Raw genomic sequence first — 25,862 nt, 5'->3', positions numbered from 1 at the left:
TTTTTTAACTCGTAACACTTTCTATCCCCTTTTTTCCATGACTACTTACGACGTACTCATCATCGGCTCTGGCCCCGGCGGCTACATCGCCGCCGTGCGCTGCGGGCAGTTGGGCCTGAAAACCGCCATCATCGAGAAGTACCCGACCCTGGGCGGCACCTGCCTCAACGTGGGCTGCATTCCGAGCAAGGCCGTGCTCGAATCTACCGAGCTTTACCAGAAAGCCACCCACCAGTTTGCCGAGCACGGCATTGCGGCCGACAACCTGCGCGCCGACCTGCCCCGCATGATGGCGCGCAAGGACCAGGTGGTGAAAAAGGTCTGCGACGGCGTGGTGTTCCTGATGAAGAAAAACAAGGTGGACGTTATTCACGGCGTCGCCTCGTTCGTCAACGCCACTACCGTACAAGTGCAGCCAACCGGAGAGGGTGGGGGCGAGGCGCAGCAGCTGACGGCCAAAAACATCATCATCGCCACGGGCTCCAAGCCCAGCACCCTGCCCTTTATCACGTTGGACAAGGAGCGCGTCATCACCAGCACCGAGGCGCTGGCGCTGCGCGAGCTGCCCAAGCACCTGATTATCGTGGGCGGCGGCGTCATCGGCCTGGAGTTGGGCTCGGTGTACGCCCGGCTGGGCAGTAAGGTGTCGGTGGTGGAATACACCGACGCCATTATCCCGACCATGGACCGCACCCTGGGCAAGGAGCTGCTGCGCTCCCTTAAAAAGCAGGGCCTGGAGTTCTACCTCTCCCACAAGGTGACGGCCGTGGAGCGAGCCGGCGACACCGTGACGCTCACGGCCGAGGGCGGACCAAGTGCCGAGCTCAAGCTGGAAGGCGACTACTGCCTGGTGTCGGTGGGCCGCCGGCCCTACACCGACGGGCTGAACCTGGCCGCGGCCGGCGTGGAGCTGGACGAAAAGGGGCGGGTGAAAGTCAACGACGACCTGCAAACCACCGCGTCTGGCATCTGGGCCCTGGGCGACGTGGTGCGCGGCGCCATGCTGGCCCACAAGGCCTCCGACGAGGGCGTGTACGTGGCCGAGATGATTGCCGGCAAGCACCCGGAAGTCAACTACCTGCTCATCCCCGGCGTGGTGTACACTTGGCCCGAAGTGGCGGGCGTGGGCTACACCGAAGAGCAGCTCAAAGAGCAGGGCAAAGCCTATAAGGTGGGCTCGTTCCCGTATTCCGCCTCGGGCCGGGCGCTGGCCGGCGCCGACACGGAAGGGCTGGTGAAGGTGCTCACCGACGCGCAAACCGACGAGATTCTGGGCGTGCACATGATTGGCGCGCGCATCGCCGACATCATCGCCGAGGCCGTGGGCATCATGCATTTCCGCGGCGCGGCCGAGGACGTGGGCCTGATGTCGCACGCCCACCCCACCTACGCCGAAGCCTTCAAGGAAGCCTGCCTGAACGCGGCCGGCATCGGGGCCCTCAACATGTAAACGAGACGTCAACCTCTCGTGGACCGCGTTCGAGCATTCAACGCCATAAGTCGCGTCACATTGCCATTAGGTATCCGAGCTATGCTGATAAAGATGCTTTACTGCCTGTTGCTGCTGGCTGTCGCGGTGGGGCCGCTGGCGGGATGCGGCAAGAAGCTGGGCTCGCATAGCCTCCGCCTCCGCCTGCAGGTGGCAGTGGACAGTGCCACGCTTACGGTGGTGAATCCCAGCAAGGCGACCTACTACCGGACGGAGGTGGACGTTAACGATGCCTTTCGGTGGGAGCTTGGCACCCTGCGTCCCCAAACGCGGCGCATCATTCGGCTTGATAGCCTGCGCGACGGCGCGGGCAAGCACTGGAGTCCCCGGGTACGAGTAGATGCCATCTGGTGCTACGCGCAGGACAGCGCCGGAAATTTTGACGCTTTTACCCAACCTCCTACCCCGAACCGACCATGATGGACATTATCTGGGACGAGCTGACCGCGGGCCTGCCCAATAAAGCACAGCTGGTGCACACCGTCATCCGCCTGCTGGCGGCCGCGCTGCTCGGCGGCCTCATTGGCTGGCAGCGGGAGCGGGCGGGCAAATCGGCCGGCCTGCGCACGCACATCCTCGTCTCGCTGGGCACCACAGTGTTCGTGCTGGCCGCGGCGGGGAGCGGGATGTCGCCCGACGGCGTGTCACGCGTCATCCAGGGCCTGGTCACCGGCATTGGCTTCATCGGCGCCGGGGCCATTCTCAAGCTTAGTCAGACCCGCGAGATTCAGGGGTTGACCACGGCGGCGGGCATCTGGATAACGGCCGCCATTGGCGTGACCACGGGCTTGGGCAGCCTGGGGCTGGCGCTGCTCAGCACGGGCCTAACCTGGGCCGTGCTGACCGTGGCCAGCCGACTGGAGCGGCCCGTGCGGAGCGACCCTTCCAAACCGGCTGCCCCCTACGCGTGACGGTTTAATTTCCTGCAGAAAGCCATTGCCCCTTTTATCGTTTTTCACCTTCATGAATCACTCATGCCATACCATTTGCTACTCACTTTCTTACTAACCGCCGCACCAGCCGTGCAGCCCTCCTGGTTGCAGGTGCTGCTTTACGCGCTGGTGCCCGCCGCCGTGATGGTGGTGGGGGCCGTCGTGGCCGTGCTGCGCCCGCCGGGGGCATCCGTTCGCAGCGCCATACTGCACTTTGCCGCCGGCGTCGTATTCTCCGTGGTCGCCGTCGAGCTGCTTCCCGACATCGTGAAGCGCCACCGCCCGCTGGAAGTAGGACTGGGCTTTGCCCTGGGAGTGGCGGTGATGCTGGCCCTGCGCTTTTTTACCCGCAAAGCAGCCGAAAAAGAAAAGGCCGCGCCGACGCCTGACCTGCCGGCCGGGGTACTGTGGGCGTCCCAAACCGCCCCGCAGGAAGCGGCGAACCCCGCTGCCACCCTGCCCATGGGCCTGCTCACCGGGGTTGGCATCGACATTCTCATCGACGGCCTGCTGCTGGGCATCGGCTTCGCTACCGGGGCCAAGGAAGGCCTGCTGCTTGCCATTGCCCTGACCATTGAGATTTTGTCGCTGGGCCTGGCCACGGCCGTGGAGCTGCGGCAGGAAGGCCAGGGCAAAGCCCGCACGGTGGGCATTGTGGCGGCGCTGTCGGCGCTGCTGGTGGTGGGGGCCGGCGTCGGCATCACCGTGCTGCAGGGCGCTTCCGACAATATCATGGAACTGGTGCTCTCCTTCGGGCTGGCGGCCCTGCTGTTCCTGGTCACGGAGGAACTCCTGACCGAAGCCCACGAGGAGCCGGAGTCGCCCTGGCTCACCTCCACGTTTTTTCTGGGCTTTCTCGTGTTTCTGCTGCTGGGCATGCTCGTGTAAAGTGAGGGCAGTTCAGGGCCTCGTCGGTGTCTTTTATCACTCCTTTCCTTTTAGCCATGAAACCCAAATCTTTTCTGCTTCCGGCAATCTGTGGGTGCTGGTTCAGCACTTTCTCAGCGCAAGCCCAGTGCCACAGCCACGCGCCGGTATTTACCGCGCATCACGCGTTCCGGAGCAGCAAGGACTCGTGCGCGGTTCAAAAACCGTTTCAGCCCAGTCGGTTCGGCGCTTACATCGGGGTGCTGGGCCTGCGGGACCGCCGCGGCACCCCCTTTGCGGGCCTCGACCTGGAAGGGTCCTACTACCTGACCCCGCGCTGGGGCAGTGGGCTGCGCGCTACGCTCACCGGCCAAATGCCCGCCGGAGCATTGCCCGTCGCCCACTACGGCGAATCCGTTCGTCCGTCGCTGCAGATGTTCAGCGCCACCTGGAGCAATTCGCTGCTGCTGCTTGACCAGCCTCGTTGGCGCGTGGCAGTGCTGGGCGGCGCGGGCGTCGGGTGGCTTAACCTGCGCGACAGGAACCAGCAAGTGCCCTCGCAGAGCAGCACATACCGCAGCTGCGGTTGTACCGAGTCCAAGCTGCTGGAAACGGCCGCTTCCCCCCTCACCGAAGTCGGCCTTTCGGCTACTTATAAACTTAAGGGCAAAAACGCTCCCTGGCTCACCATGCGGGGCCAGTACCGCCAGTGGTACGGCACCGTGCCCTTTGGTACGCCCAACCAGTTCTCGCACTATCTGCTAAGTGTGGGCGTGAGCCTACCCGATGCCCCCCGTCGGAGCCGCTAGCTCCTCTTTATCATACAAACCCTGGCTTTTCCTCAAGTCCTATGCATGCCATTAAAATAGAGCTCACCCTCACGCCCGCAGGCCGCCACATTGCCTTTTCCAAGGAAATGCTGGAAAAAGTCCACGTGTACCGCCGCGTAGCCAGCGAAGGCGCGGCCTGGGAACAAGTGGCCGTCAACGCCCGCTCGCCTTTCGTGGATACGCACGCGTTTCCGCCCGGTACGACCGTCGAGTACCACGTGCAGCACTTCAACCAGCAGGATGCCTACGAAGGGCACAGCAACATCGTGCGCACCACCATCGGAAGTTAACGCTTAAATCGGTTTATGGCCGTTCCTACTCCATGAAAAACAACTTTTCCTCCCTGGTGCTGATTGTTCTGCTCGCGCTTTCAACTACGCGGGCAGTGGGGCAGATTCGGCGTAATACCGGGCTCCTTCACCGCGACGAGGCCGGCGGGACCACGCTGGTGCTGTACACGGAAAAGCTGCCCATCCGCCCCGAGAGCCGGGACGCCTTTCTCACCGCTACCACCACCCTTAACAATTTGGCGCGAAGCGAAACCGGCTGTCTGGACCTTGGCCTTTACGAGAGCACCGAAACGCCCGGCACCTTTCTGCTCATCGGGGAGTGGGCCAGTGAAGCCGCCCTGGCCGCCCACAAACAACAGCCTTATGAACTGGCGTACCAGCAGCAATTGCCTGCCTTCCTGGCGGCGCCCGCCACGGCCACGGCTTACCAGGTGAGCAGGCGTACGCGGGTGGCCTCGCCTGCCGCCCACCGCTAGCGCCTGGCGCGGAGTTTTCCTGGCTGCCCGCTTTTCCCTACTATTTATCGCTGCATCTTTTCCCTCGCTGCCTTCATGCCAACTACTCCCCGCCTTCTTTCGCTGCTGCTCATCCTGCCGTTGCTGCCCTTCAGCAGTGGCTGCTCACCGGACGCCAAGACCGCCGACCAGCACGAGGATACGCCCTCGCTCACCGTGGACAAGGATGCGCAGGCGGGCCTGCTCACAACTTTTCACGCCACGACCCAGCAGCTGGCCGCCGCGCGGCCGGCTCTTTCCCCGGACCAGGAGGCCGCGCGGCAGCTGGTGCTGTATCACCGCGGGGCCCTGGCGCTCACGGCCGCAGAAGCTCATCGGGGACGCGACTCCACGTTGCTGCGTTGGGCAGCAGCCTTTGCCCAAGACCAGCAGCAGCAACTTCCCGAGGCCGAAGCGCTGGCCGTGCGCCTTAAGCCCGGTGCGGCCGATTCCGCGTTTGGGCAGCGCCTACGGTCCACAGTAGCCCAGTTGGTAAAGGTAGAAGAGGCGACCCGGGTGGAAGCAGCCGGCCGGCAGCGGCAAGCCCCCAACTTGGGCATGATGCAGAGCCACCAGGACGACGGCACCGGCGACACCGACGCGGACTTTGCCACCCTGCTGCTGCTGCAGCAGCGCGCCGCCCTGGAAACCGCCCGCGCGGCAGAAGAACTTGGCAGTGCTCCGGAACTGAAGGCGGCAGCCGCTGGGATGCAGCGGCGCGCCCAGCCCTTTATTCGCCAACTGCAATTCTGGCAGCAGCGGCACCGCCCTCGTTCCTAAGGAAACCAACGGTGAGCACAACGCCAAGGCCAGGAACAGTCTCATGCCCCCGACGGCTGGACCGGGCAGCAAGCCCAGCCCGCTAAGTGGGGCCTTTGTCCAATGCCGGCGCCCGCTGGCAGCGCTTTCTTTAAAATTTTTCTTTTCAGCACTTTACCACACCTCCCTCCCCCGTTACGATGAGTGCTTTCATGTTTGCCACCGGCATCGAAAACAGCTACCCCACCATCCGGCTGCCCGACGGCACTACCCACCGGGTAGACGAGTTGGAAAAAACCGGCCATTACGAGCGCTGGCGCGAAGACTTTGACCTGGTGAAAGGGCTGGGCATCGAATTTCTGCGCTATGGCCCGCCCTACTACCGCGTGCACACCGGCCCCGGGCAGTACAACTGGGACTTCACCGACCAGGTATTCGGCTACCTGCGGGAACTCGGCATCACCCCCATCGTGGACTTGCTGCATTTTGGGCTGCCCGACTGGCTGGGCAGCTTCCAGAACCCGGCCTTCCCGGAACACTTCGCCGCCTATGCCCAGGCGTTTGCCGCGCGGTTTCCCGACCTGCAGTTTTACACGCCCATCAACGAGATTTTCGTCACGGCCATGTTCTCGGCCCAGTACGGCTGGTGGAACGAGTGCCTGGCCAGCGACCAGACGTTTGTCACGGCACTCAAGCACCTGTGCCGGGCCAACGTGCTGGCCATGCAGGCCATTCTGGCCGTGCAGCCCGGGGCCACCTTCATTCAGAGCGAATCAGCCGAGTATTTCCACCCGGAAACGCCGGGGGCACGAAAGCTGGCCAACTTTCTCAATCAGAAACGCTTTCTGAGCCTGGACCTGACCTACGGCTACCCGTTGAGCGTGGCCATGTACGAATTCCTGCTGCAGAACGGCATGACGGACGAAGAATATCACTGGTTCCTGGACCAGAACATCAAGGCCAAGTGCATCATGGGCACGGACTACTACCGCACCAACGAGCACCTGGTGAGCGAAGACGGCAATACCTACCCGGCCGGGGACGTGTTCGGCTATTACGTCATCGCCCGCCAGTACTTTGCCCGCTACCGCATGCCGCTCATGCACACGGAAACCAATCTCTGGGAGCCCGATGCCGTGAACTGGCTCTGGCGCCAGTGGGCAAACGCCTACCGCCTCAAGCAGGACGGCATTCCGATTGTCGGCTTCACGTGGTACTCGCTGCTCGACCAGGTGGACTGGGACACCGCCCTGCGCGAAAACAATGGCCGCGTGAATCCCCTGGGGCTCTACGACCTCAACCGCCAAATTCGCCCCGCTGGGGTGGCGTACCGCAAGCTCATTGCCCAGTGGAAAGAGGTGCTCACAGACGAGAGCTACGGCGTGCACATTAACTATTAGGTGATTAGGCACCCGCTCGACTCTCATCTTTTTCCCTAATCACGCTATACTCTTCTTGCATGGCCATCGCGCAATTCTTCTCGCACCGCCACCTGCAGCTACACCTGCTCAACCTCAACGCCCGGCAGCGCCTGTTGTTGGCCGTCGCCGTGGGCGGAATCACCTGGCTGCTGCTGCCGGGCACTCTACTGCCGACCACCCGACTGGTTGCCGCCTGGGACGTGTTTTGCCTGAGTAGCCTGGCCCTTATCTGGGCCGGCACCCGAAACGCCGATACCGCCCACATCCGCCGCATGGCCACCCGGCAGGACCCGGGCCGGACCTGGGCTTTCATCGCTGTGCTGGTGGCGAGCAGTGCCTCGTTAATGGCAGTGGTCGCGCTCTTGTCGGGCCTAGCAAAAATGCGTGGCAGTGAAGTAACCGTGCACGTGCTGCTCTCCATTGGGGCCGTCGTCGGGGCCTGGCTGCAGTTGCACGCGGTGTTTGCCCTGCGCTATGCCCACCAGTACTACAGCGAGAACCTGGCGACGGTGCCGCCCGACAATTTGGGCGGGCTCGACTTCCCCGGTGGCCCGCCCGCCAACTACTGGGACTTTGCCTACTTCGCCTTCGTGGTGGGCATGACGGCCCAGACGGCGGACGTGGCGATTTCCTCTACGCACATGCGGCAGCTGGTCATGTTGCACGGCCTGCTGGCCTTTGCCTTCAACACCAGCGTGGTCGCCCTCACCATCAACCTGGTGGCGGGCCTGCTCTAATTCTTCTTTTACTCAAATCTGTATTTTTTGCATGTACGTTCAAAAGCACATTCACTGGCGCGTTATATGGGGCTACTCCTGGAAAGACCTGCTGATATTTTTCGTTTATGATTTGACGCTGGCCATCCTGCACGGCCCGCTGGGCATGACGTGGCTGGACATTCCCTGGCAACTGGTGAGCATCCTCGGGGTGGCGGTTTCGTTCTACGTCGGCTTCAAAAACAGCAGCTCTTATAACCGTTTCAACGAGGCCCGCCAGCTGTGGGGCGGCATCGTGAACCGCAGCCGCAACTGGACCATGCTGGTGCTGGCCAATACCCAGCCCACGCGCAACGCCCTCACGCCCGCGCAACGCAATGCCCAGCGCCAACTGGTGTACCGGCAGATTGCCTGGGTGAATGCCCTGCGCCTGCACCTGCGCCGCCAGCCCCAGCGCTGGGACGAGGACGTGGCCCCCTTCCTGGACCCGACCGAATCTGACTACCTGCGTACCACGGTGAACGCGCCCGCCCAGCTGCTGCTGCGCCAAAGCCAGGCCCTGCAGGAAGCCGACGGCCTGTTTGATGACCTCCAGCGCCGCACCCTGCTCGAAGACCTGCGCGAGCTGACCAACCTGCAGGGCGGCACCGAGCGCATCAAGAATACGCCCTTCCCGCGCCAGTACGCCTTTTCCAGCGTAGTATTCGTGTGGCTGTTCATCGCGCTGCTGCCCCTGGGCATCCAAGGAGAATTTGAGAAGCTGGGCCACGGCCATTACTGGCTCACGGTGCCTTTTGCGGTGCTCGTCTCCTGGGTGTTCGTCACCATCGAGCTGGTGGGTCACATCAGCGAAAACCCGTTTGAAAACAAGATGAACGACGTGCCCATGACGGCCTTGTGCCGCACCATCGAAATCGACCTGCGCCAGATGCTGGGCGAAACCGAGCTGCCCACCCCTATGCAACCGCATGACGGCGTGCTGTATTAGGGCCGCGTCCTTCGTTGCCAGGAATATTGATTGCTGGGCCCACGGCATCCGGGCGGCGGGGCTGCTGGTTCTGTTGCTATTCGCGGCGGCGGGCCGGGCACAGTCACCGGCACCAGTGCCTACCAGCAACGGTGTCCGGCTCGATTCCGGCCAGCACATGGCAATCAGCCGCCGCCTGCCGCTGGTAGTAGGCGGCTCCGCGCTGGCCTACGGCGCCTTCTACACGGGGCTGGCGGCCAGTTGGTACACCGGCGAGAAAGTGCCGCTGCACTGGTTCAACGACCTGCCCGAGTGGCAGCAGCTTGACAAAGCCGGCCATTTATGGGGCGCGTTTCAGGAAAGCCGGGGCGCCGTGGACATGCTGCGCTGGGCCGGCCTGAGCGAGAAAAAGGCCATCTGGTACGGCTCTTTCGTGGGGTTCGTCCTGCAAAGCCCCATCGAATACTTCGACGGCCGCGACCCGGCCTACGGCGCTTCGCCCGGCGACCTGGGTGCCAACCTGCTGGGCTCGCTCGGGGTGCTGGGCCAGCAGCTGGCCTGGCGCGACATCCGCCTCATGCCCAAAGTCTCGTTCCGCCTCACCGGCTACGCCGCGCAGCGCCCCAACGTGCTGGGCCGCACCGTGGCCGAACGGCTGCTCAAAGACTACAATGGCCAAACGTACTGGCTCTGCGCCGATGTGGGGGCTTTTTTGAAAAAAGATACCCGGTGGCCCCGCTGGCTGCAACCCGCGCTGGGCTATGGCGGCCAGGAAATGGTGTACAACGACGACGGCACTAACGCCGCAGCCGGTCTGCGTCCCTACCGCCAGTATTACTTTTCGCTGGACGTGGACCTGCGCCGCCTGCCCACCCGGCACGCCTGGCTGCGGCGGGTGTTCTACGCGGCCAGCATCGTGCACCTGCCCGCGCCGGCCCTGGAATGGAATGCCCGCCGGGGCTGGCACGGCCACGCACTAACCTATTAGCCAGCTGCCTTCGGCAGCAACTATCACCCCGAATCGGTATGCATTTTCTCTTCTCTGCGCCGTGTTCCGCCTGGACTTTTTCCATCGGGTGGCGGCCCTGGTTCCGTAGCGCGTTGCTCAGCATAGGGTTGTTGGCAGCGGTGCCCGCCCCTTTGCTCCGGGCGCAGGTGCTCCGTCCCGCACCCGCGCGAACCGACACCCTGCATAAGTACGAAAGTCCGCTGCCCGGTACGGTGCCTTCCGCCCGCCCCCCGTTCTTGCAGCGCCAGCTGGTGCGGGCCAGTCTGGTGCCGGCCGTGCTCATCGGCTACGGGGTGAGCACCATCAATGGCAACGGGTTCTACTCCAGTTACACCGCGCAGCACGACGTCCGCCACCTGTTTGGCACCTACCGCAATTCGGTAGACGACTATCTGCAGTTTGCGCCCTATGCCGTGCTGGCCGGCCTGGTGACGGCCGGCGTAGAAACCCGCGACGACCGCCTGAACCTGCTGCTTATCATCGCCAAGTCCGAGGCCATCATGCTCGGCTCGGTGTACGCCGTAAAAACCACGGCGGGCATTCTGCGGCCCGATGGCTCGGACAGGCTCTCGTTCCCGTCAGGGCACGCGGCGCAGGCCTTTCTGGCCGCCAGCATCGTCCACACCGAACTGCGCGATAAAAGCCAATGGTACGGGGTCGGGGCGTACACCCTGGCCACGAGCGTAGCCGCTTTTCGCATGATAAACAACAAGCACTGGCAGAGCGACGTGGTAGCTGGCGCCGGCTTTGGCATTCTCTCGGCCCACCTGGCTTACCTGAGCCACCGCAACCGCTGGGGCCGCAAGCCCCTGGTGCGGGGCGTGGGGGAGGTGGGCCTGACGCCGGGCTATTCCCCAGTGGGCGGAGCTGCCCTCACGCTGACTTGGCGCCCAACCTCGCATCGGTGGGCGCGTTAAGCGGCTTATCTGTCAAAGCCCAATGGCCAGGGGTCGTTTATTTACACGGCTCTTCCCAACCGCCCCGGCAGTGGAAACGACGTCGCTGCTGGCCATTATTTTCCGTTGGCACTCCACCCAAAACACCCGCCACGTGGGATAGAACCCGGACCTTTTAGCCTCTCTCACGCGCCTGCTTTGTCTATGCCTCCTCCCTTTCTTGCCACTTCCCGACTCTTGCTGCTTGCGGGCATACTGCTACTGGGCAGCTGTTCGGGTGAAGCGGACCAAACCAACGGCACCGGCGTCACGGCGCTCCCCCGTACCATGATGGGGGCCTTGCACAGCATGGCTCAGAACTCCCGGGCCCTGCCGCCTACCGGCGACCCGGACCTGTACTTTGCGCACCTGCTGCGGGAAAATCACCGGGCGGCCGTGGCGATGTCCGCCTTGGAATTAAATCAGGGCCAAGACCCCTCCCTGCGCGGGATGGCGGAGGAAATGAACCACGCCCACCAACGACTCCTCCTTGGGCTGGATAGTGCGATGCAACGCCTGCAGGCCCGCCCGCCTGAGCTCGCGGCGCACACGCCCGGCAACGAGCCGTTCACCCGCTTGCTAAGCGCCGCCACGCAGGGGCTCTCTCCGGCCATCCACCGCACCATTACCCAAGCGGAAGGTGGAACCGGCTCCTCAAACCCGGGCATGCGGGAGTACCACGAGGATGCAGGAACGGGCAGCACTGACCGGGATTTTGCCGTTCTTCTCGTACCTCACCACCGAAACTCGATTCAGCTCGCCCGCGCCGAGTTGCAATACGGACGGGATAAAGGACTCCTTCAGGCCGCCTCCCAGGTTATTTTTGACCAGCAGCAGGAAATAAACCAAGCGCAAACGTGGCTGGCACAGCATCCCCAGCAGCCTAAGTGAAAAATACAGCTTCGGCCAACTAGCTCAACCGGCCGGAAAGCTAGTGCGTCTGTTTTTTTCGGGATGGTCTTAAAACCGGGAAGAATCCCGGTCTAGACACCCATGTTGACTTAGCCGTTATTCATTGCCGGCCGTATACCCTGCAAAGTTATTTTTCACCTCAACCTGTCGTACCATGTCGCCTCAGCAAGACCATCCCGAAGAGCATCAAAAAATCATCGATGCCCATGAGAAGGCCGCCCATTATTTTGAGCACGCCCTGCAGAACCACCGCGCCGCCGCTGAGCACCTGAAGAAGGGTGACCACGAAAAAGCCGCTCACCACGGCTACACGGCTTACGGCTTCGCGGCCCATGCCAAAAAACACGCCGAGGAGGCGGCGCTACATCACTCGCACGAGCACGGCCACAAAGAACCGCTCCATTCCCACGAGCAGAGCAGCAGCCCGCAATAAGTTGGCAAGCCGAAACCCGCTTTAAACAGCCCATCTTTACCCCAAGATGGGCTGTTTTTACGTTTGGCCTTGCCGCCACAAGACCCGGTCCAATATATTGCTTACGGTGACTTTAATGCTTTTTTTAATGCCACACTTGCGTGTCTTGGTGGTTGGGGTGCTGGCAATCGGGCTGCTCAGCGGCTGCGACCGCACCCCCCCGGCCAAAAAGCCGGTTCAACCGGTGGTCATCCCTCACACCCACGGCGGCGACACCCGGGAACCGGCCACCCACCAGGATGATGCCGGGGGCGAATCGGTGCGCGACATCATGGCCGACCTGCGGGACGACCTCACGAACTGGAGCGCGCTGGAAAACCCCGACCACATCTTCAACGACCTGTTGGAAATCTACCACGAGCGGGCCCAGCGCATGGCCGACCAAGAGATAAGCCGGGGTGCCGACCCGCACCTGCGGCAGCTGGCCGACTCCATTCAGCGGCGCACCTTGCGCAGCTTGGCCGACTTGGAAAAGGTGCACAAGCGGCTGCACCGGCCGGGTGCCGACTACCTTTCCACGTCACCGGCCCAGTCGCGGGCGATGCTACGGGCCCTGGAGCGCGGGCAACGCCTGCTCGATACGCCCGTTCCCGCCGGCCCGCTCGACCAGGAGTACGTGGCGTTCATGGACCGCTACTACCAAAGCGCGCTGCTGCTGGCCGAAACCCAAATTCGTATCGGCCGCGAGGCCCCACAGGTCGCCCTGGCCCGCGAATGGCGCGTCATTCTGCAGCGCGAGTGGCAAACCATCAAAGACCACCGCCGAGGCATGGTGCACCCCACGCCCTAGGCCCTTGCTTATAAGGGGTGAACGTCGCCGGTGTTGCTGGCCCCGGGGTCCGTGTCGCCGTCCGGGTCCACGGGTGCCGTCGAGGGCGCTGGGTCTGCGCCGTTTTCCTCGTGGTCGGCCGGTGTTGAGGTAGACGGAGTTGGGCTGGAGACGCTGCCAGCGTCTCGCGGGGCTTGAGACAAGGCGGGCGATTGCTCAGCGGTGGGGGCTGCCACGGGGTTTGGGGAAATCATCGCAAGGCGGGTAAAGAAGGAGTGCAACCAACATCCGGGCAATGGGCCGCAGGGAAGCGGCCAGCCGGGGGGGGTGCCTGAAAGATTTATGAAACGCAAGCCCGGCCTTTTGTGTTGAGCCTGCATGTGTGAACACCATAAGCCCGCTCTCAAATTGCAACGCATGGGCATCTACTTCGCGGTAGGCGTACTGGTCCTGATAAGCCAGCTTTATAGCCTGTAGCGGCTTGTAGCTTGGCAGCAGCAAAGGTTCGTGTGTATCTTTCGATACCCATTGCCGTGACCCTATGCCTACTTTTATTTCGCTGCCCCTTAAGCACTTCGTGAGCGCGCTGCTCCTCGGGCTGCCCTTGACCGCCGCTGCCCAGCTTCCGTCCCCGGCCGGGGTGCCCGATTCCCTACCCGTGACGGCCCGCCCCTCCACGCTGCGCCGGGCCACTTACTGGGCCGGCCAGCCTGCGAACCAGCGGGTACTGATTCCCGCTATATTGTTCACTGCCGGGGCGTTGACCACGCGCCGCGTGGCGGTCGTGAACTCGGACAATGAAGTGAGGGAAGAGTTAAACGAGCACGTAGTGCCGGTTCGGACCACCATTGACGACGAGTTGCGCCACGTGCCGGCTGCAGTGGCCCTGGGCCTGAGCCTGGCCGGGGTGAAAGGCCAGCACAGCACCGTCAATCAGGCGTTGCTGTTTGCCCTCACCTATACCATCAACAACACGCTGACCAGTAATCTGAAAAACCTTACCCGTGTCGAGCGGCCCGGCAATAACGGCGACTTCAGCTCCTTTCCCAGCCAGCACACCAGTGCCGCCTTTTCGGCGGCCCGCTTCCTGGACCGCGAGTACGGGGAAAGCAGCAACTGGTACCGTGTGGGAGGGTATTCCGTGGCCACAGGCGTGGCCGCGCTGCGCCTGATTAAGGGAAACCACTGGCTATCGGACGTACTGGCCGGCGCGGGGGTGGGCTTGGCGTCCACCGAACTGGCCTATTGGATTTACCCGCGGGTGCAACGGGTGCTGGTCAAGGGCCTGCAGGACCAGGCCCTGGTTCTGCCCTTCTACCAAGCCGGCGCGGCGGGCTTGACGGCCGTGGTCGTGCTGCGCTGAAAAAGCCCTGCCGGGAGTTAGCTTCGCGTTAGGACGATGAATTTCTGGCCCGGCAGCAGCCCCATAAAGCGGGCCGTGACGGCTGGCCGGGAGGCATCGCCCCGGCTCACCTGCAGTTGTGGCCACAGGCCAAGCCAACTATTTTTCCAGACAGTTCCGGGTTGAGGCAGCGCTTGAGCGTGCGCCTTTATGTGGGCATAGGCCGTCGGAGTGAGCCGGGCCGTGATTTGGTAGAGGCAAAAGGAAGGCTTTTCGAACGTGGCGGTTAACGTGAAATAGAGTCCCTTGCAGATAAAGTAGGTGCGGCCCAGCCGTTCCGGCTCCCGACGCGAGCCTTGCACGAAAGACTTAAGCCGGCTGGCCACCAGCACCTCCGGCATATCCTTGGTTAGCATGAGCTCTAGAAGCAAGTCAAAAAGCTGAACGGGTGTTTTTTCCGGATTGGGCATCGGCATAAGGCGGGGCAGTAAGGCAGAGTTCGCAAGCTACGCACTTACCTGGTTAGCAAAAACCATGGCAGGGCAGCCGCCCTGCGCAAGAGTCTGGTAAGTTGGTGCGCTTTTTGGATTACCTATCGCGGGACCTGCTCCCCCCTCACCACTACCTGCTATGGAAACTACCAGCATTATTCAACGGCTGCGCCCGCTGCGCCGCACGACCCGGCCTGCTACTCGCCGGGTGCTGCCCTTTCTGGCCGCGCTTTTTCTGGCCACGCCCCTGGCGGGCTCCCTCCCTTCTTCGGCTGCCGGCACCAGCCGCCTGGAAGGTAACGAGGTCGCCGCTCTAACTCCTGGACACGTGGCCGGGTTTGACGCGCGGCTCCGGGCACAATACGCGGCTTTGGGAGCCGAGCAGCAGGGCCTGCGCTATGCCGTGTTCGAGCAGGCCCTGACCGGCTTTCTGAACCTGCGCCAGCAGGGCAAGGTGCCGGCCCAGCAGCAGCGGTTGGCCGTGATTGACTTCGACCTGCCATCCTCGGAAAAACGGTTTTGGGTGCTGGATTTAGCTACCAATCAAGTGCTCTATCGCTCGTTGGTGGCGCACGGAAACAACTCCGGCCAGCTGGATGCCACGCAGTTCTCGAACACCAACGGCAGCAACGCCAGCAGCCTGGGCTTCTACGTGACGGGCTCCGAGTACGTGGGCAAACACGGCCGTTCCCTGCGTCTGAACGGATTAGACCCGGGCTTTAACGACCAGGCCGCAGCGCGCGCCATTGTGGTGCATGGCGCTGGCTACGTCAGTGAGGACTTTATCAAACAAAACGGCCGCCTGGGCCGCAGCCAGGGCTGCCCGGCCCTGCCCCTGGACCTGTACGCGCCCATCATCGATACGCTTAAGGGCGGGGCGGGCCTGTTCATGCACAAATCCGGGGTTGGCTATTCATCTCCCTACCTGAGCGAGCAGCAGGCCAGCGCGGCGCTGCCCGCCTTTTCGTAAGGCCGCGCTTAGAGGGAGAAAAGAAGCCTGGGCGTGTTCCACCAGTGGGCGCGCGACCGTGAGTGCGGGCGAAACCCATGTCAGCGGGGCCTCCAGCCGCAGGCTGGCGTAGCTCAACCCCAGGCGGGCTGCGGTCCGGCGGATGGCCGAGGCTGGTAGCACGCACGCGTTGCGGCGGTTGAGCAGTTCGCCCTGCAGCGCCAAGTTGTAACTCACCAGGCGGTCTTTGGCCTGCAGTTACCGGTTCGCTGCAGCCTGGGCTGGCCCCTCAAGGTGTTGCCCATTTGGCTGGGGCAAGTCAGGAGCGCGCCTGACGCTGGCCGCCCGTAGTGAGCGCTCGTGTAGCTTATGTTTGCGGGCTCCAGTTGTCTTCCCGGCCCCTATGGCTAAACTTATTTTTTTGATTTTCCACGTATCGCGGCTTCTAGTAGTGGCCTGCGGCCTGCTGCTAAGCAGTTGCCGGGGGAAAACCGAGGAAGCCGCGGATGTACACCAACTGGACCCACCAGCCAGCATGATGGCCGCTCTGCATGTCATGGCCGAGCACTCCCAGGCCCTTCGTCCCAACGGAAATCTCGACCTCTATTTTGCCCTGCTCATGCGCGAAAACCACCGGGCGGCTGTGGCCATGTCAGCCCTGGAGCTGCAGCGCGGCCAAGACCCCGTGCTGCGGTCCATCGCGAAAGACATTCACCGGGCTCATCAGCAGCTCATCCCGGGGCTGGACTCGGCTATTGCGCGCATTAGGGCCCTGCCGCCCGAATTTCCGGACCATACGTTCCAGGCGGAACGGTTAAGCCAGTTGCTGGAGGCCGCGACGGCGGGCCTGCACCCCGCCGCTCACCGCATTATTGCCCGGACCGAAGGTGACAACTTGCCCCCTACGGCACCAACGCAGCACACGGTGGAAAACGCCAGCACGGGTGATATTGACCGGGACTACGCCGCCCTGCTCTTACCCCACCACGAGAACTCCATCACCTTGGCTCGGGCGGAACTGGAGCTGGGACGAGACGATGAACTTATAAAAGTCGCCTATCTCATTCTGCTGGACCAGCAGCGGGAAATCGACCAGGTGCAGGGCTGGCTGCGCCAGCACCCTGCCAAGGCAAAATAACGAGGTGGCAACGCCGGCGACCGCTACCAAAGGCTTAGCCTACCTTGGTAATGGAACCGACCAGCCGGTACCCGCCGGCTTCCAGCGCGGCCTCAATAGCATTAAGGTCCGGGCCATTGACGTGGGCAGTGGCCACTTCGGCTTCGCCCACGGTCACGCGGTCCACCACCAGGCCTAAGCCCACCAGCTGCTCGCGGACCCAGACGATGCAGTCCGGCGCGCACATATTATCGATGGTGAGCACGTAGCGCAGGAGTTGCGTCATGCCGGCAGTATCATCTTCAGGAAGGGACATAGCGGAGCTGTTAAGTTACCGCCATTATACGGCAGCTGGCTTCGATGTAACGAAAGCCTATCGAACCATGAGGTACGCTCAATAAGCGCGGTGGCCGGCCAAACCCGGTCTTGGTGGCTGGGAAATCTTGCAACATTGAGGTAAAATCCTGTTCACAACCTCCCGGCGGGGTTCCCGTACTTTGCAAACACTCCTGGTCCGATTGGACCCGTTCCCGCGTGAAGCGTTTCGTTAGTCTGTTTCTGCTCTTTAGCTACCTGCTATCCAGCCCCGGGCTGGTGTACAGCATGCACTTCTGCGGGCAGGAGCTGACGGCGGTTTCAGTGGCGCAAGGCAGTGAAACCAACTGCTGCTGCCAGGACACGGGCAAGCCCGCCGGGCGCTGCTGCCACGACCAAAAGGTGAGCAGCGCGCTGAAGGACGTCAAGCTTTCGGCCGCCCACTTCCAGCTGCAGGCCCCCGACGTGGTGCCGGCCCCGGCCGTGCTGCGGCTGGTCTGGCAGCTCGCGCAAATGGCGTATCCCGCCGATGAGCCGGCCGCCAACCTGTTGGCCCACGCGGCCCCGCCGCCCGAATGCCCGGTTTACGTGCGCGGGCACGCCTTTTTAGTCTAGCTTCTCGGGTTGCTTCGTTCCCAACGCCGGTTGGCGCTGGGGCTTTGGTGCGTCCGGCCCCGGCGGTCGGGCCACCTCCGCGTCCGGGCTATTGTGCCCATGGTGCCCGCCGAGGTCCCCGCGGGGGTTTCCGGCTCCCCGACGCTTCGCTTTTCCTGCTGTTTCTCCATGATAGAGCAACTCATTTCCTTTTCCCTGCGGAATCGGGTGCTGGTGCTGCTGGTCGCTGCCGGCCTCCTCGTGTGGGGCGCGTTTTCGGTGCGGGCCAGTAAGATTGACGCAATCCCCGACCTGTCCGAAAACCAGGTCATCGTCTTCACCGAATGGATGGGCCGCAGCCCGCAGATTATCGAAGACCAGGTGACCTACCCGCTGGTGACCAACCTGCAGGGCCTGGCGCAAGTGCGGGCCGTGCGCGCCGCCTCTATGTTCGGCATGAGCTTCGTGTACGTCATCTTCAACGACAACACCGACATCTACTGGGCCCGCGAGCGGGTGCTGGAGCGCCTCAACTACGCGCAGCGGCTGCTGCCGGCCGGCATTACGCCCACCCTGGGGCCCGACGGCACCGGCGTGGGCCACGTGCTCTGGTACACGCTCAACGCGCCCAAGCTGGATTTGGGCGAGCAGCGCGCCCTGCAGGACTGGTACGTCAAGTTCGGCCTGCAAACCGTGGCCGGCGTGAGCGAGGTGGCCAGCTTCGGCGGCTTTCAGCCCGAGTACCAGGTGACGGTGGACCCCACCAAGCTCACCTACTACAACGTGACGCTGCCGCAGGTGCTGGCGGCGGTGCGCAGCAACAACAACGAGGCCGGCGGGCGCAAGTTTGAGCAGGCCAGCGTCGGCTACATCATCAAGACCAGCGGCTACATCCAGGACGTGGCCACGCTGGAAAACGTGCCGGTGCTCACCCGCGCCGGCGGGGTGCCGCTGCGCCTCAAGGACCTCGGCACGGTGCAGATGACCGGCGAAAGCCGCCTGGGCATCTTCGACCACAACGGCGAGGGCGAGGCCGTAGGCGGCATCGTGGTGATGCGCTACGGCGAGAACGCCGACGACGTGATTACCCGCGTCAAAGCCAAGATGACGGAGGTAGCCAAAGGCCTGCCGGCGGGCGTGTCGTTCAACATCGTCTACGACCGCAGCGGGCTGATTGAGGAGTCGGTGGCCAACATCCAGCACACGCTGCTGGAGGAAATGGCCGTCGTGTCGCTGGTGGTGCTGGTGTTCCTGTTCCACTGGCGCAGCGCGTTGAGCATCCTGCTGCAAATCCCGATTACCATCGCCGCGAGCTTCATTCTGCTCAACGCCTTCGGCATCTCCTCCAACATCATGTCGCTCACCGGCATTGCCCTGGCCATTGGCGTCATCGTCGACAACGGCATCGTGATGGCCGAGAATGCCTACCGCAACCTGGCCCTGCACCAGGCCGCCGAAGAAGCGGCCGCGGGTGGGCCACCGGGCGGCCCACCCGTACCCGTCGCTCCCATTTCCAATCTTGAACCCGTCCGCCATGACTAACGACGAGCGCCTCGCCATCATCGAGAAGTCCAGCCAGCAGGTCTCGCGGGGCATTTTCTTCTCCACCATCATCATCGTGGCCTCCTTCCTGCCGGTGTTTTTGCTCACCGGGCAGGAGGGCAAGCTGTTTCACCCGCTGGCCTACACCAAGACCTTCATCCTGCTCATCGACGCGGTGCTGGCCGTGACGCTGGCCCCGGTGCTGCTGTCCTTTTTCATGAAGGGCAAGTTCAAAACCGAGGAGCAGAACCCCATCAACCGGGGCCTGGAGCGGGTGTACGCGCCGCTCATCAACTGGTGCCTGACCTGGCGCAAAACCACCATCGCCATCAACCTGTTGCTGCTGGCCATCAGCATCCCGCTGCTGCTGAGCCTCGGCACCGAGTTCATGCCCCCGCTCGACGAGGGCTCGATTCTGTTCATGCCCATCACCCAGCCCGACGTGTCGAACACGGAGGTCAAGCGCATCCTGCAGGTGCAGGACAAGATTATCAAGCAGGTGCCCGAAGTGGCCGGCGTGCTGGGCAAGGCCGGCCGGGCCAGCACGGCCACCGACAACGCTCCGCTGAGCATGATAGAAACCATCATCCAGCTCAAGCCCCGCAGCGAGTGGCGGGCGGGCATGACCAAGGCCAAGCTCATTGCCGAGCTCAACGAAAAGCTGCAGATTCCCGGCGTGGTCAACGGCTGGACGCAGCCCATCATCAACCGCATCAACATGCTGAGCACTGGCGTGCGCACCGACGTGGGCGTGAAAGTCTACGGCCAGCAGCTCGACACCATCTACCAGGTGTCGCAGCGGGTACGGGCGGCGCTCACCGGCGTGCCCGGCGTGCAGGATTTGTACGTGGACCCCATCACCGGCGGCAAGTACCTGCAAATCGATATCAAGCGCGACCAGCTGGCCCGCTACGGCCTGAGTGTGGACCAGGTCAACGAAGTGGTGGAAACGGCCATCGGCGGGGCGCCCGTGGCCACCACCGTGGAGGGCCGCCGGCGCTTCAGCATCAACGTGCGACTGGCCGAGGACTTCCGCAACAGCGTGGCCGCCCTGGGCCGCATCCCCATCCAGACCACCGCCTACGGGCCGGTGCCGCTCTCGGCCGTGGCCACACTGCGCTTCACGGGCGGCCCGCCCATGATTAACTCCGAAAACGCGCAGCTGCGCGGGGCAGTGCTGTTCAACGTGCGCGACCGGGACCTGGGCGGCACGGTGAAGGAAGCCATGCAGCGGGTGCAAAGCCTGCAGGGAAAATTACCTGCCGGCTACTACCTGGAATGGAGCGGGCAGTACGAGAACCTGATTAGCTCGCAGCGCACACTGCTTTTCATCCTGCCCATCGTGCTATTGGTAATATTTGGCTGCCTGTACTTCGCCTTCCACTCGGTGCGCGAGGCGCTATTGAGCCTAGTTACCATTCCGTTTGCCCTGATTGGCGGGGCCTACATGGTGTATTTCTACGGGGTGCACCTCTCGGTGGCGGTGGCCGTGGGCTTCATCGCCCTGTTCGGGCTGGCCGTGGAAACGGGCGTTATCATGGTCATTTACTTGAACGACGCCATGCAGCAGCTGGTGGCCGCCAAGGGCAATTCCAGCGAGACCATCACGAAGCAGGATTTGCGGGACGCCGTATTTCACGGGGCGGCCAAGCGGCTGCGGCCCAAGCTGATGACGGTGTCGGTGGCCCTGTTCGGGCTGGTGCCCGTGCTGTGGGCCACGGGCACCGGTTCCGATGTGATGCTGCCCATCGTGCTGCCCATGATTGGCGGCGTGTTCACCTCCTCGACCCACATTCTGCTGGTCACGCCCCTGATTTTTCTCATGACCAAGGAGTACGAGCTCCGCAAGTTCGGCAAGCTCGACGTGCTGGCCGTGAAGCATTAAGCCATGAAAATCATGTTAGCTAAACTTAGATACTGTGTACTGCTGGCCCTGCTGCTCCTGGCCGGCCAGCCGCTCCGGGCCCAGCAGGTGCTGCCGCTGGACTCGGTGCTGCGGGCCGTGGAGCGCCGTAACCCGGCCCTGCGCCAGTACAGCTACCGCAGCCAGGCCAAGCAGGCCGCCGTGGCGGGCGCCAGCAGCTGGGAAGCGCCCAAGGTGAGTGCCGGCTACTGGATGACGCCCTACAACCAGCGACCCATCAAGGAAATGAACAACGGCCAGGGCGAGGGCATGCAGATGGTGTCGGTGGAGCAGATGATACCCAACCCCGCCAAACAACGGGCCAGGCGGGAGTACCTGGCCGCTTGGTCGGCCGTGGACCAGGCCGACCAAGCGGCGAAGTTCAACCAGCTACGGGCGCAGGCCCGCAGCCTCTACTACGGCCGGGTTATCCTGGAAAAGAAGCTCAAGGTCCTCGACGAAAGCGAGGAGCTGCTGGCCTTTCTGCTGAAGGTGGCGCAGGTCCGCTACCCCTACAACCAGAGCACCCTGGCCAGCATCTACCAGGCGCAGGCGCGGGTGGCCATGCACGGCAACGACCACGCGCAGCTCTACGGGCAGCTGCGCCAGAACACCATTGCCCTGAATACGCTCATGGCCCGCGACCCGGAAGGGGAGTTTGCGGTGGACACGCTGCTGCCCACCTCGTTTGCCGGGCCGTATCCCGACACGGCAGCCCTGTCCCGTCGGCGCAGTGACGTACGCAGCCTCGACCGCTCGCTGGCCGCGCTCCGCCTCAACCAGAACGTGGAAGCCAACCGCCGTCGGCCCGATTTCGGAGTGCGCTACGACCACATGAAAGGCATCGGCGTCACCCCAAATCAGTTCACCGTCATGGGCATGGTGTCCATCCCCATTGCCCCCTGGGCATCCCGCGAGTACAAGGCCAACACCGCCGCGCTGGGCTACGAGGCGCAGGCCGTGCAGCAGCAGCGGGCCAGCCTGCTCACCGAAGCCGCCGGCCGCATCACCACCCTGCAGTCGGACCTGCGCACCAAGCGCCAACAGGTGGAAAACTTTGAAAAGGCCATTCTGCCCTCCCTGCGCAAGCAGTACCAGGTCACGCTGCTGGCCTACCAGCAGAACACCGCCCAACTGCCGGCCGTGGTAGAAGCCCTGGAAACCTGGCTGCAAACCCGTCTGCAGTACCTCGACACCCAAACCGAACTCCTAAACTTACACGTGCGCTATGACCAGGAACTGGAGCAATAAGCTGCGCACCGGCGCGCAGGCGCTACTGCTGCTGGCACTGCTGGCCGGCTGCAAGGGCAAGGCCCACGGCCCGGCCGCGCAGGCCCCCGCGCAGCCCGTGGCCACGGCCGCCGCGCAGCGGTACACCTGCTCGATGCACCCGCAAATCGTGCGCGACGCGCCCGGCCAGTGCCCCATCTGCGGCATGGACCTGGTGCCCAAAGCCAGCGGGAACAACCCGGTGGCCGCTGTCGATACGGCCGGGGCTGACCTGGCCCACCTGGTTACCTCCCCCAATGGCTCCGTGGTGTCGGCCATCGCGACCGTGCGCCCAAGCTCGGGGGCGGCTTCGGACACGCTCACCTTGCCCGGGGTGGTCGACTACGACCCGCGCCGGAGCCGGGCCGTGGTGGCTCGGGTGGGGGGCCGCATCGAGCGGCTGCTCGTGCGTTTCAACTACCAGCCCGTGCGCAAGGGCCAAACGCTGCTGGAGCTCTACAGCCCCGAACTGGTGACGGCCGAGCAAGAATACATTTTTCTGCTCGGCAACGACGCCGACAACACGGTTTTGGTGAATGGTGCCCGGCAGAAGCTGCGGCTGCTGGGCCTGAGCGAAAGCCAGCTGCGCGCCCTGGCCCGCACCCGGCGGCCCGACTACCGCGTGGCTGTGTTCAGCCCCTACGACGGCTACGTGGTTGAAAATACGCTAGCTGCGTCGTCATTGGCGCCGCCGTCTCCTTCGGAAATGGCCGTAGCCAGCGCCCCGGCGGGCGGCATGGGCGGCGCAGCGGCGATGGGTCCAGGCGTTGAACCAGCCACCGCAACGGCATCAGCCTCCCCAACCCCGGCCCTCACGCTGCAGGAAGGCGGGTACGTAAGCACCGGGCAGACCCTGTTTCAGGTCACGAACACCGCGCAGGTGTGGGGCTTGTTCCAGCCCGGGCCCGGCGAAGCGGCGCAGCTGCGCCCCGGTCAAACGCTGCAGGTGCTCGTGGATGGTGACCCAACGCATCCCCTGACGGCCCGCGTGGAACTGGTGGAGCCCACCTACCGGGCCGGGGCCAGCACGCCGGCCGTGCGCGTGTCCCTGCCCAACCCCAAGGGGGTGCTGCGACGCGGCACCCGCCTCACGGCCCGGCTGACGAGTGGGCCTGCCAATGGCTTGTGGCTGCCCCGGGCGGCCGTGGTGGACCTCGGCACCCGGCAGGTGGCCTTTGTGCGGCGCGGCCGCACGTTCGTGCCGGTCACGGTGCAGGTCGGCCAGCGCACGGGCGCGCAGGTGCAAATCCGGCAGGGCCTGCTCGGCACCGAAGACGTGGCCGCCAACGGGCAGTACCTGGTCGACAGCGAAAGCTTCCTGCAAACTTCTTCCACCCCACCCGCTGCTTCCCATGAATAGTCTGCGAACCTTTTGGCGGCTTGCTCCTGCCCGTTGGCTGCTGGTGCTGCTGGTGGCGCTCAGCAGCGCGGCCTGCCAGGAAAACAAGCCGGCCGATAAGGGGGCGGTGGGGGAGAAAGGGTACTACACCTGCTCCATGCACCCGCAGATTCACGCGGACGCTCCCGGTAAGTGCCCCATCTGCAGCATGGACCTGATAGCGGTAAAAACCGCCCCGACAACGCCAACGCCAACCGCCAGCGCTGCCGTGTACACGTGTCCGATGCACCCGCAGGTGCACCAGGCCAAACCCGGCCTTTGCCCCATTTGCGGCATGGACCTGGTAAAGCAGGCCGGGCACCCCACGCCCGCGGGCAGTGCGGCAGCCAGCAGCGCTGACCTGACGCTGACCGCGCAGCAGGTCACGCTGGGCAACATTCGCACGCAGGTCATCGGCGCCAGCCCCGAAGAAAGGCCGGCGGCCACCGTGCTCACCGGCACCGTTACCGCCGATGCGCTGCACACCGAGGGCGTGAGCAGCCGGGTGGCCGGGCGCATCGAGCACCTATACGTGCGCCAGACCGGGCAGCTCTTACAGAAGGGCGCACCCTTATTTTCCGTGTACAGCGAGCAGCTGCAGGCCCTGCAGCAGGAGTACCTGCTGGCCCTAACCCAAAGCCGCGAGCAGGGCGGGGCCTACCGGCAGTTCGCCGAGGCCACGGCCCAAAAGCTGCGCCTGCTGGGCCTGAGTGCCGGCCAGCTCCGGCAGCTGGCCGCCCGGGGCTGGCCCAACCCGGTGGTCACCTACTACAGCCCGACGACCGGCACCGTGCAGACGCTCGACGTGGTGCAGGGCCAGTACGTGAGCGAAGGCAGCCCGCTGGTGACGCTCACCAACCTGGCCACCGTGTGGGTCGAAGCGCAGCTTTATTCGCCGGACGTGGCCAAGCTGCCGCTCGGCAAAAGCGTCACGGTGCAGGTGGCCGGGGAGTCCGGCTCCCACCGGGGCAAAGTCGTTTTTCTGAGCCCCGAGCTCAGCGGCAACAGCCAGGTCACGCTGGCCCGCATCCAGCTGGCCAACCCCGGCGGGCGTCTGCTCCCGGGTGCTCAGGCGAACGTCCTGCTTGATGCCCCAACGACGGCCGCTCCCGCCCAACTCACGCTGCGTGTGCCCGTGGAGGCCCTTATCCGCGACGGCGAGAGCAGCTACCTCTGGACGCAAACCGGCGAGCGGCAGTACCGCCGCGTGCGGGTGAGCACGGGCGAGGGCTCGGCCAGCAGCGTGCCCGTCACGGCGGGCCTCCCGGCCGGAGCCAAAGTCGTCGTCTCCGGGGCCTACCTGCTGCAAAGCGAATACGCCCTGCGCCAGGGCGCCACCGAGAGCATGAACGGCATGAGCATGTAGCCCTTCCATCAAATCAGTAATCCGTTGGGTGCCGCGGTCCGGCCCCTTTTTTCACCATCCCATTTTCACTCCATGAAAAAGCTTCTGTTCCTCGGCCTGGTACTCACCGGCCTCTCCGCCGCCACCACGGCCTGCTCCGATAACAAGGGCAGCACCGAAACCACCACCTCGGCCACTGCCACCGCCTCGTCGGACAGCACGGCCAAACCGACCGGCAACCCCGGACCGGGCGTGGCCGCCGAAACCTACACCTGCACCATGCACCCGGAAGTGATAACCAACGAGCCCGGCAAGTGCCCCAAGTGCGGCATGGACCTGGTGAAAAAGTAAAGCCCCGGACCACGCGCTTTTTTCAGTTCATTTCCACCTAATCCCCAACCCATGAACAACCAACATCAGAGCCTGCTCGACGCCCTCAACGCCTGCGTGGCCGCCTGCGAGTGGTGCGCCACCGCCTGCCTGCAGGAGCCGGACGTGAAAATGATGGTGCCCTGCATCAGCCTCGACCGCGACTGCGCCGACATCTGCGCACTCACCGCCCGCCTGGTTGCCCGCGGCTCCGTCCACGGCCAGCACCTGCTGCGCGAGTGCGCCGAAGTCTGCAAAGCCTGTGGTGATGAGTGCGCCAAGCACAGCCACATGCAGCATTGCCAGGAGTGCGCCGATGCTTGCCGACGCTGCGAGGAGGCCTGCCGCGCCGCCATGTAAAGAAACCCGGTCTGCCAGCAAAAAAG

The 25,862-nt window shown here is 63.9% G+C and carries 29 protein-coding genes; 27 read left to right on the top strand and 2 right to left on the bottom strand.

The genetic code is table 11. The features are described from left to right. Positions 1-37: 37 nt before the first annotated feature. The 17 genes from lpdA to MON38_RS20260 all read left to right on the top strand — a co-directional run bounded on the left by lpdA (position 38) and on the right by MON38_RS20260 (position 14,225). Positions 38-1,450 (top strand): dihydrolipoyl dehydrogenase, encoded by a 1,413-nt coding sequence (lpdA, locus tag MON38_RS20340; protein ID WP_241937992.1) that lies wholly within the window; start codon positions 38-40, stop codon positions 1,448-1,450. Between the two features lie 81 nt (positions 1,451-1,531). Continuing rightward, entirely contained in the window at positions 1,532-1,909 is a 378-nt protein-coding gene (locus tag MON38_RS20335; protein ID WP_241937991.1) for a hypothetical protein, read from the top strand. Next, positions 1,906-2,400 (top strand): MgtC/SapB family protein, encoded by a 495-nt coding sequence (locus MON38_RS20330; protein WP_241937990.1) that lies wholly within the window; start codon positions 1,906-1,908, stop codon positions 2,398-2,400. The genes MON38_RS20335 and MON38_RS20330 overlap by 4 nt, the downstream gene beginning before the upstream one ends. A gap of 63 nt (positions 2,401-2,463) precedes the next feature. Beyond that, positions 2,464-3,309: a ZIP family metal transporter gene (locus MON38_RS20325; RefSeq protein ID WP_241937989.1), complete on the top strand. Its 846-nt coding sequence runs from the start codon at positions 2,464-2,466 to the stop codon at positions 3,307-3,309. A gap of 56 nt (positions 3,310-3,365) precedes the next feature. Beyond that, positions 3,366-4,097 carry a hypothetical protein gene (locus MON38_RS20320; protein ID WP_241937988.1) on the top strand — a complete coding sequence of 244 codons (732 nt, stop codon included), beginning with the start codon at positions 3,366-3,368 and terminating at the stop codon, positions 4,095-4,097. 41 nt (positions 4,098-4,138) lie between these two features. Then, entirely contained in the window at positions 4,139-4,408 is a 270-nt protein-coding gene (locus MON38_RS20315; protein ID WP_241937987.1) for a hypothetical protein, read from the top strand. A 32-nt stretch (positions 4,409-4,440) separates the two neighbouring features. Then, positions 4,441-4,884, top strand: coding sequence for a putative quinol monooxygenase (locus MON38_RS20310; protein WP_241937986.1), 444 nt, complete (start codon positions 4,441-4,443; stop codon positions 4,882-4,884). A 75-nt stretch (positions 4,885-4,959) separates the two neighbouring features. Next, on the top strand, positions 4,960-5,682 hold the full coding sequence (locus tag MON38_RS20305; protein ID WP_241937985.1) for a DUF305 domain-containing protein: 723 nt from the start codon (positions 4,960-4,962) through the stop codon (positions 5,680-5,682). A 179-nt stretch (positions 5,683-5,861) separates the two neighbouring features. After that, positions 5,862-7,061, top strand: a complete 1,200-nt coding sequence (locus MON38_RS20300) for a family 1 glycosylhydrolase (protein ID WP_241937984.1) — start codon at positions 5,862-5,864, stop codon at positions 7,059-7,061. A gap of 59 nt (positions 7,062-7,120) precedes the next feature. Then, complete coding sequence (locus tag MON38_RS20295; protein ID WP_241937983.1) at positions 7,121-7,819, top strand: DUF1345 domain-containing protein; 699 nt, start codon at positions 7,121-7,123, stop codon at positions 7,817-7,819. Between the two features lie 31 nt (positions 7,820-7,850). Next, positions 7,851-8,786, top strand: a complete 936-nt coding sequence (locus tag MON38_RS20290) for a bestrophin family protein (RefSeq protein WP_241937982.1) — start codon at positions 7,851-7,853, stop codon at positions 8,784-8,786. A gap of 157 nt (positions 8,787-8,943) precedes the next feature. Continuing rightward, positions 8,944-9,753, top strand: coding sequence for a YfiM family protein (locus MON38_RS20285; RefSeq protein WP_241937981.1), 810 nt, complete (start codon positions 8,944-8,946; stop codon positions 9,751-9,753). A gap of 167 nt (positions 9,754-9,920) precedes the next feature. Then, entirely contained in the window at positions 9,921-10,691 is a 771-nt protein-coding gene (locus tag MON38_RS22920) for a phosphatase PAP2 family protein (protein WP_241937980.1), read from the top strand. Positions 10,692-10,874: 183 nt separating this feature from the next. Then, positions 10,875-11,600 (top strand): DUF305 domain-containing protein, encoded by a 726-nt coding sequence (locus tag MON38_RS20275; protein ID WP_241937979.1) that lies wholly within the window; start codon positions 10,875-10,877, stop codon positions 11,598-11,600. A gap of 175 nt (positions 11,601-11,775) precedes the next feature. Beyond that, positions 11,776-12,054: a hypothetical protein gene (locus MON38_RS20270; protein ID WP_241937978.1), complete on the top strand. Its 279-nt coding sequence runs from the start codon at positions 11,776-11,778 to the stop codon at positions 12,052-12,054. A gap of 127 nt (positions 12,055-12,181) precedes the next feature. Continuing rightward, positions 12,182-12,883, top strand: a complete 702-nt coding sequence (locus MON38_RS20265) for a DUF305 domain-containing protein (RefSeq protein WP_241937977.1) — start codon at positions 12,182-12,184, stop codon at positions 12,881-12,883. Between the two features lie 520 nt (positions 12,884-13,403). Then, entirely contained in the window at positions 13,404-14,225 is an 822-nt protein-coding gene (locus MON38_RS20260) for a phosphatase PAP2 family protein (protein ID WP_241937976.1), read from the top strand. Positions 14,226-14,242: 17 nt separating this feature from the next. Here MON38_RS20260 and MON38_RS20255 read toward each other — a convergent pair whose 3' ends face one another. After that, on the bottom strand, positions 14,243-14,680 hold the full coding sequence (locus tag MON38_RS20255) for a hypothetical protein (RefSeq protein WP_241937975.1): 438 nt from the start codon (positions 14,678-14,680) through the stop codon (positions 14,243-14,245). Between the two features lie 154 nt (positions 14,681-14,834). Here MON38_RS20255 and MON38_RS20250 point away from each other — a divergent pair, with 154 nt between their 5' ends. Together MON38_RS20250 and MON38_RS20245 are read left to right on the top strand one after the other, a co-directional pair. Beyond that, positions 14,835-15,665: a murein L,D-transpeptidase catalytic domain family protein gene (locus tag MON38_RS20250; RefSeq protein ID WP_241937974.1), complete on the top strand. Its 831-nt coding sequence runs from the start codon at positions 14,835-14,837 to the stop codon at positions 15,663-15,665. 382 nt (positions 15,666-16,047) lie between these two features. Further along, a complete protein-coding gene (locus MON38_RS20245) occupies positions 16,048-16,782 on the top strand; it encodes a DUF305 domain-containing protein (protein ID WP_241937973.1) in 735 nt (244 codons plus the stop codon). Between the two features lie 34 nt (positions 16,783-16,816). Here MON38_RS20245 and MON38_RS20240 read toward each other — a convergent pair whose 3' ends face one another. Continuing rightward, positions 16,817-17,077, bottom strand: coding sequence for a hypothetical protein (locus MON38_RS20240; RefSeq protein ID WP_241937972.1), 261 nt, complete (start codon positions 17,075-17,077; stop codon positions 16,817-16,819). A 218-nt stretch (positions 17,078-17,295) separates the two neighbouring features. On the opposite strand from MON38_RS20240, the gene MON38_RS20235 reads away from it, so the two are divergent. The 8 genes from MON38_RS20235 to MON38_RS20200 all read left to right on the top strand — a co-directional run bounded on the left by MON38_RS20235 (position 17,296) and on the right by MON38_RS20200 (position 25,836). Further along, entirely contained in the window at positions 17,296-17,691 is a 396-nt protein-coding gene (locus MON38_RS20235; RefSeq protein WP_241937971.1) for an HYC_CC_PP family protein, read from the top strand. Positions 17,692-17,859: 168 nt separating this feature from the next. Further along, positions 17,860-19,212 carry an efflux RND transporter permease subunit gene (locus tag MON38_RS20230; RefSeq protein ID WP_241937970.1) on the top strand — a complete coding sequence of 451 codons (1,353 nt, stop codon included), beginning with the start codon at positions 17,860-17,862 and terminating at the stop codon, positions 19,210-19,212. After that, positions 19,205-21,097, top strand: coding sequence for an efflux RND transporter permease subunit (locus MON38_RS20225; protein WP_241937969.1), 1,893 nt, complete (start codon positions 19,205-19,207; stop codon positions 21,095-21,097). Before MON38_RS20230 ends, MON38_RS20225 begins: the two co-directional genes overlap by 8 nt. A gap of 3 nt (positions 21,098-21,100) precedes the next feature. Beyond that, positions 21,101-22,366, top strand: a complete 1,266-nt coding sequence (locus tag MON38_RS20220; RefSeq protein WP_241937968.1) for a TolC family protein — start codon at positions 21,101-21,103, stop codon at positions 22,364-22,366. Continuing rightward, positions 22,344-23,744, top strand: coding sequence for a heavy metal-binding domain-containing protein (locus tag MON38_RS20215; RefSeq protein ID WP_241937967.1), 1,401 nt, complete (start codon positions 22,344-22,346; stop codon positions 23,742-23,744). The genes MON38_RS20220 and MON38_RS20215 overlap by 23 nt, the downstream gene beginning before the upstream one ends. Then, positions 23,737-25,128: a heavy metal-binding domain-containing protein gene (locus MON38_RS20210; RefSeq protein WP_241937966.1), complete on the top strand. Its 1,392-nt coding sequence runs from the start codon at positions 23,737-23,739 to the stop codon at positions 25,126-25,128. The genes MON38_RS20215 and MON38_RS20210 overlap by 8 nt, the downstream gene beginning before the upstream one ends. Before the next feature lie 72 nt (positions 25,129-25,200). Continuing rightward, on the top strand, positions 25,201-25,458 hold the full coding sequence (locus tag MON38_RS20205; RefSeq protein WP_241937965.1) for a heavy metal-binding domain-containing protein: 258 nt from the start codon (positions 25,201-25,203) through the stop codon (positions 25,456-25,458). 51 nt (positions 25,459-25,509) lie between these two features. After that, a complete protein-coding gene (locus MON38_RS20200; RefSeq protein WP_241937964.1) occupies positions 25,510-25,836 on the top strand; it encodes a four-helix bundle copper-binding protein in 327 nt (108 codons plus the stop codon). Positions 25,837-25,862 lie beyond the last annotated feature (26 nt).

The sequence above is a fragment of the Hymenobacter cyanobacteriorum genome (genome assembly GCF_022631375.1).
GTDB lineage: Bacteria > Bacteroidota > Bacteroidia > Cytophagales > Hymenobacteraceae > Hymenobacter > Hymenobacter cyanobacteriorum.
Note: the sequence above shows the minus strand (reverse complement) of the source record. Positions and strands in the feature narration are given on the sequence as shown.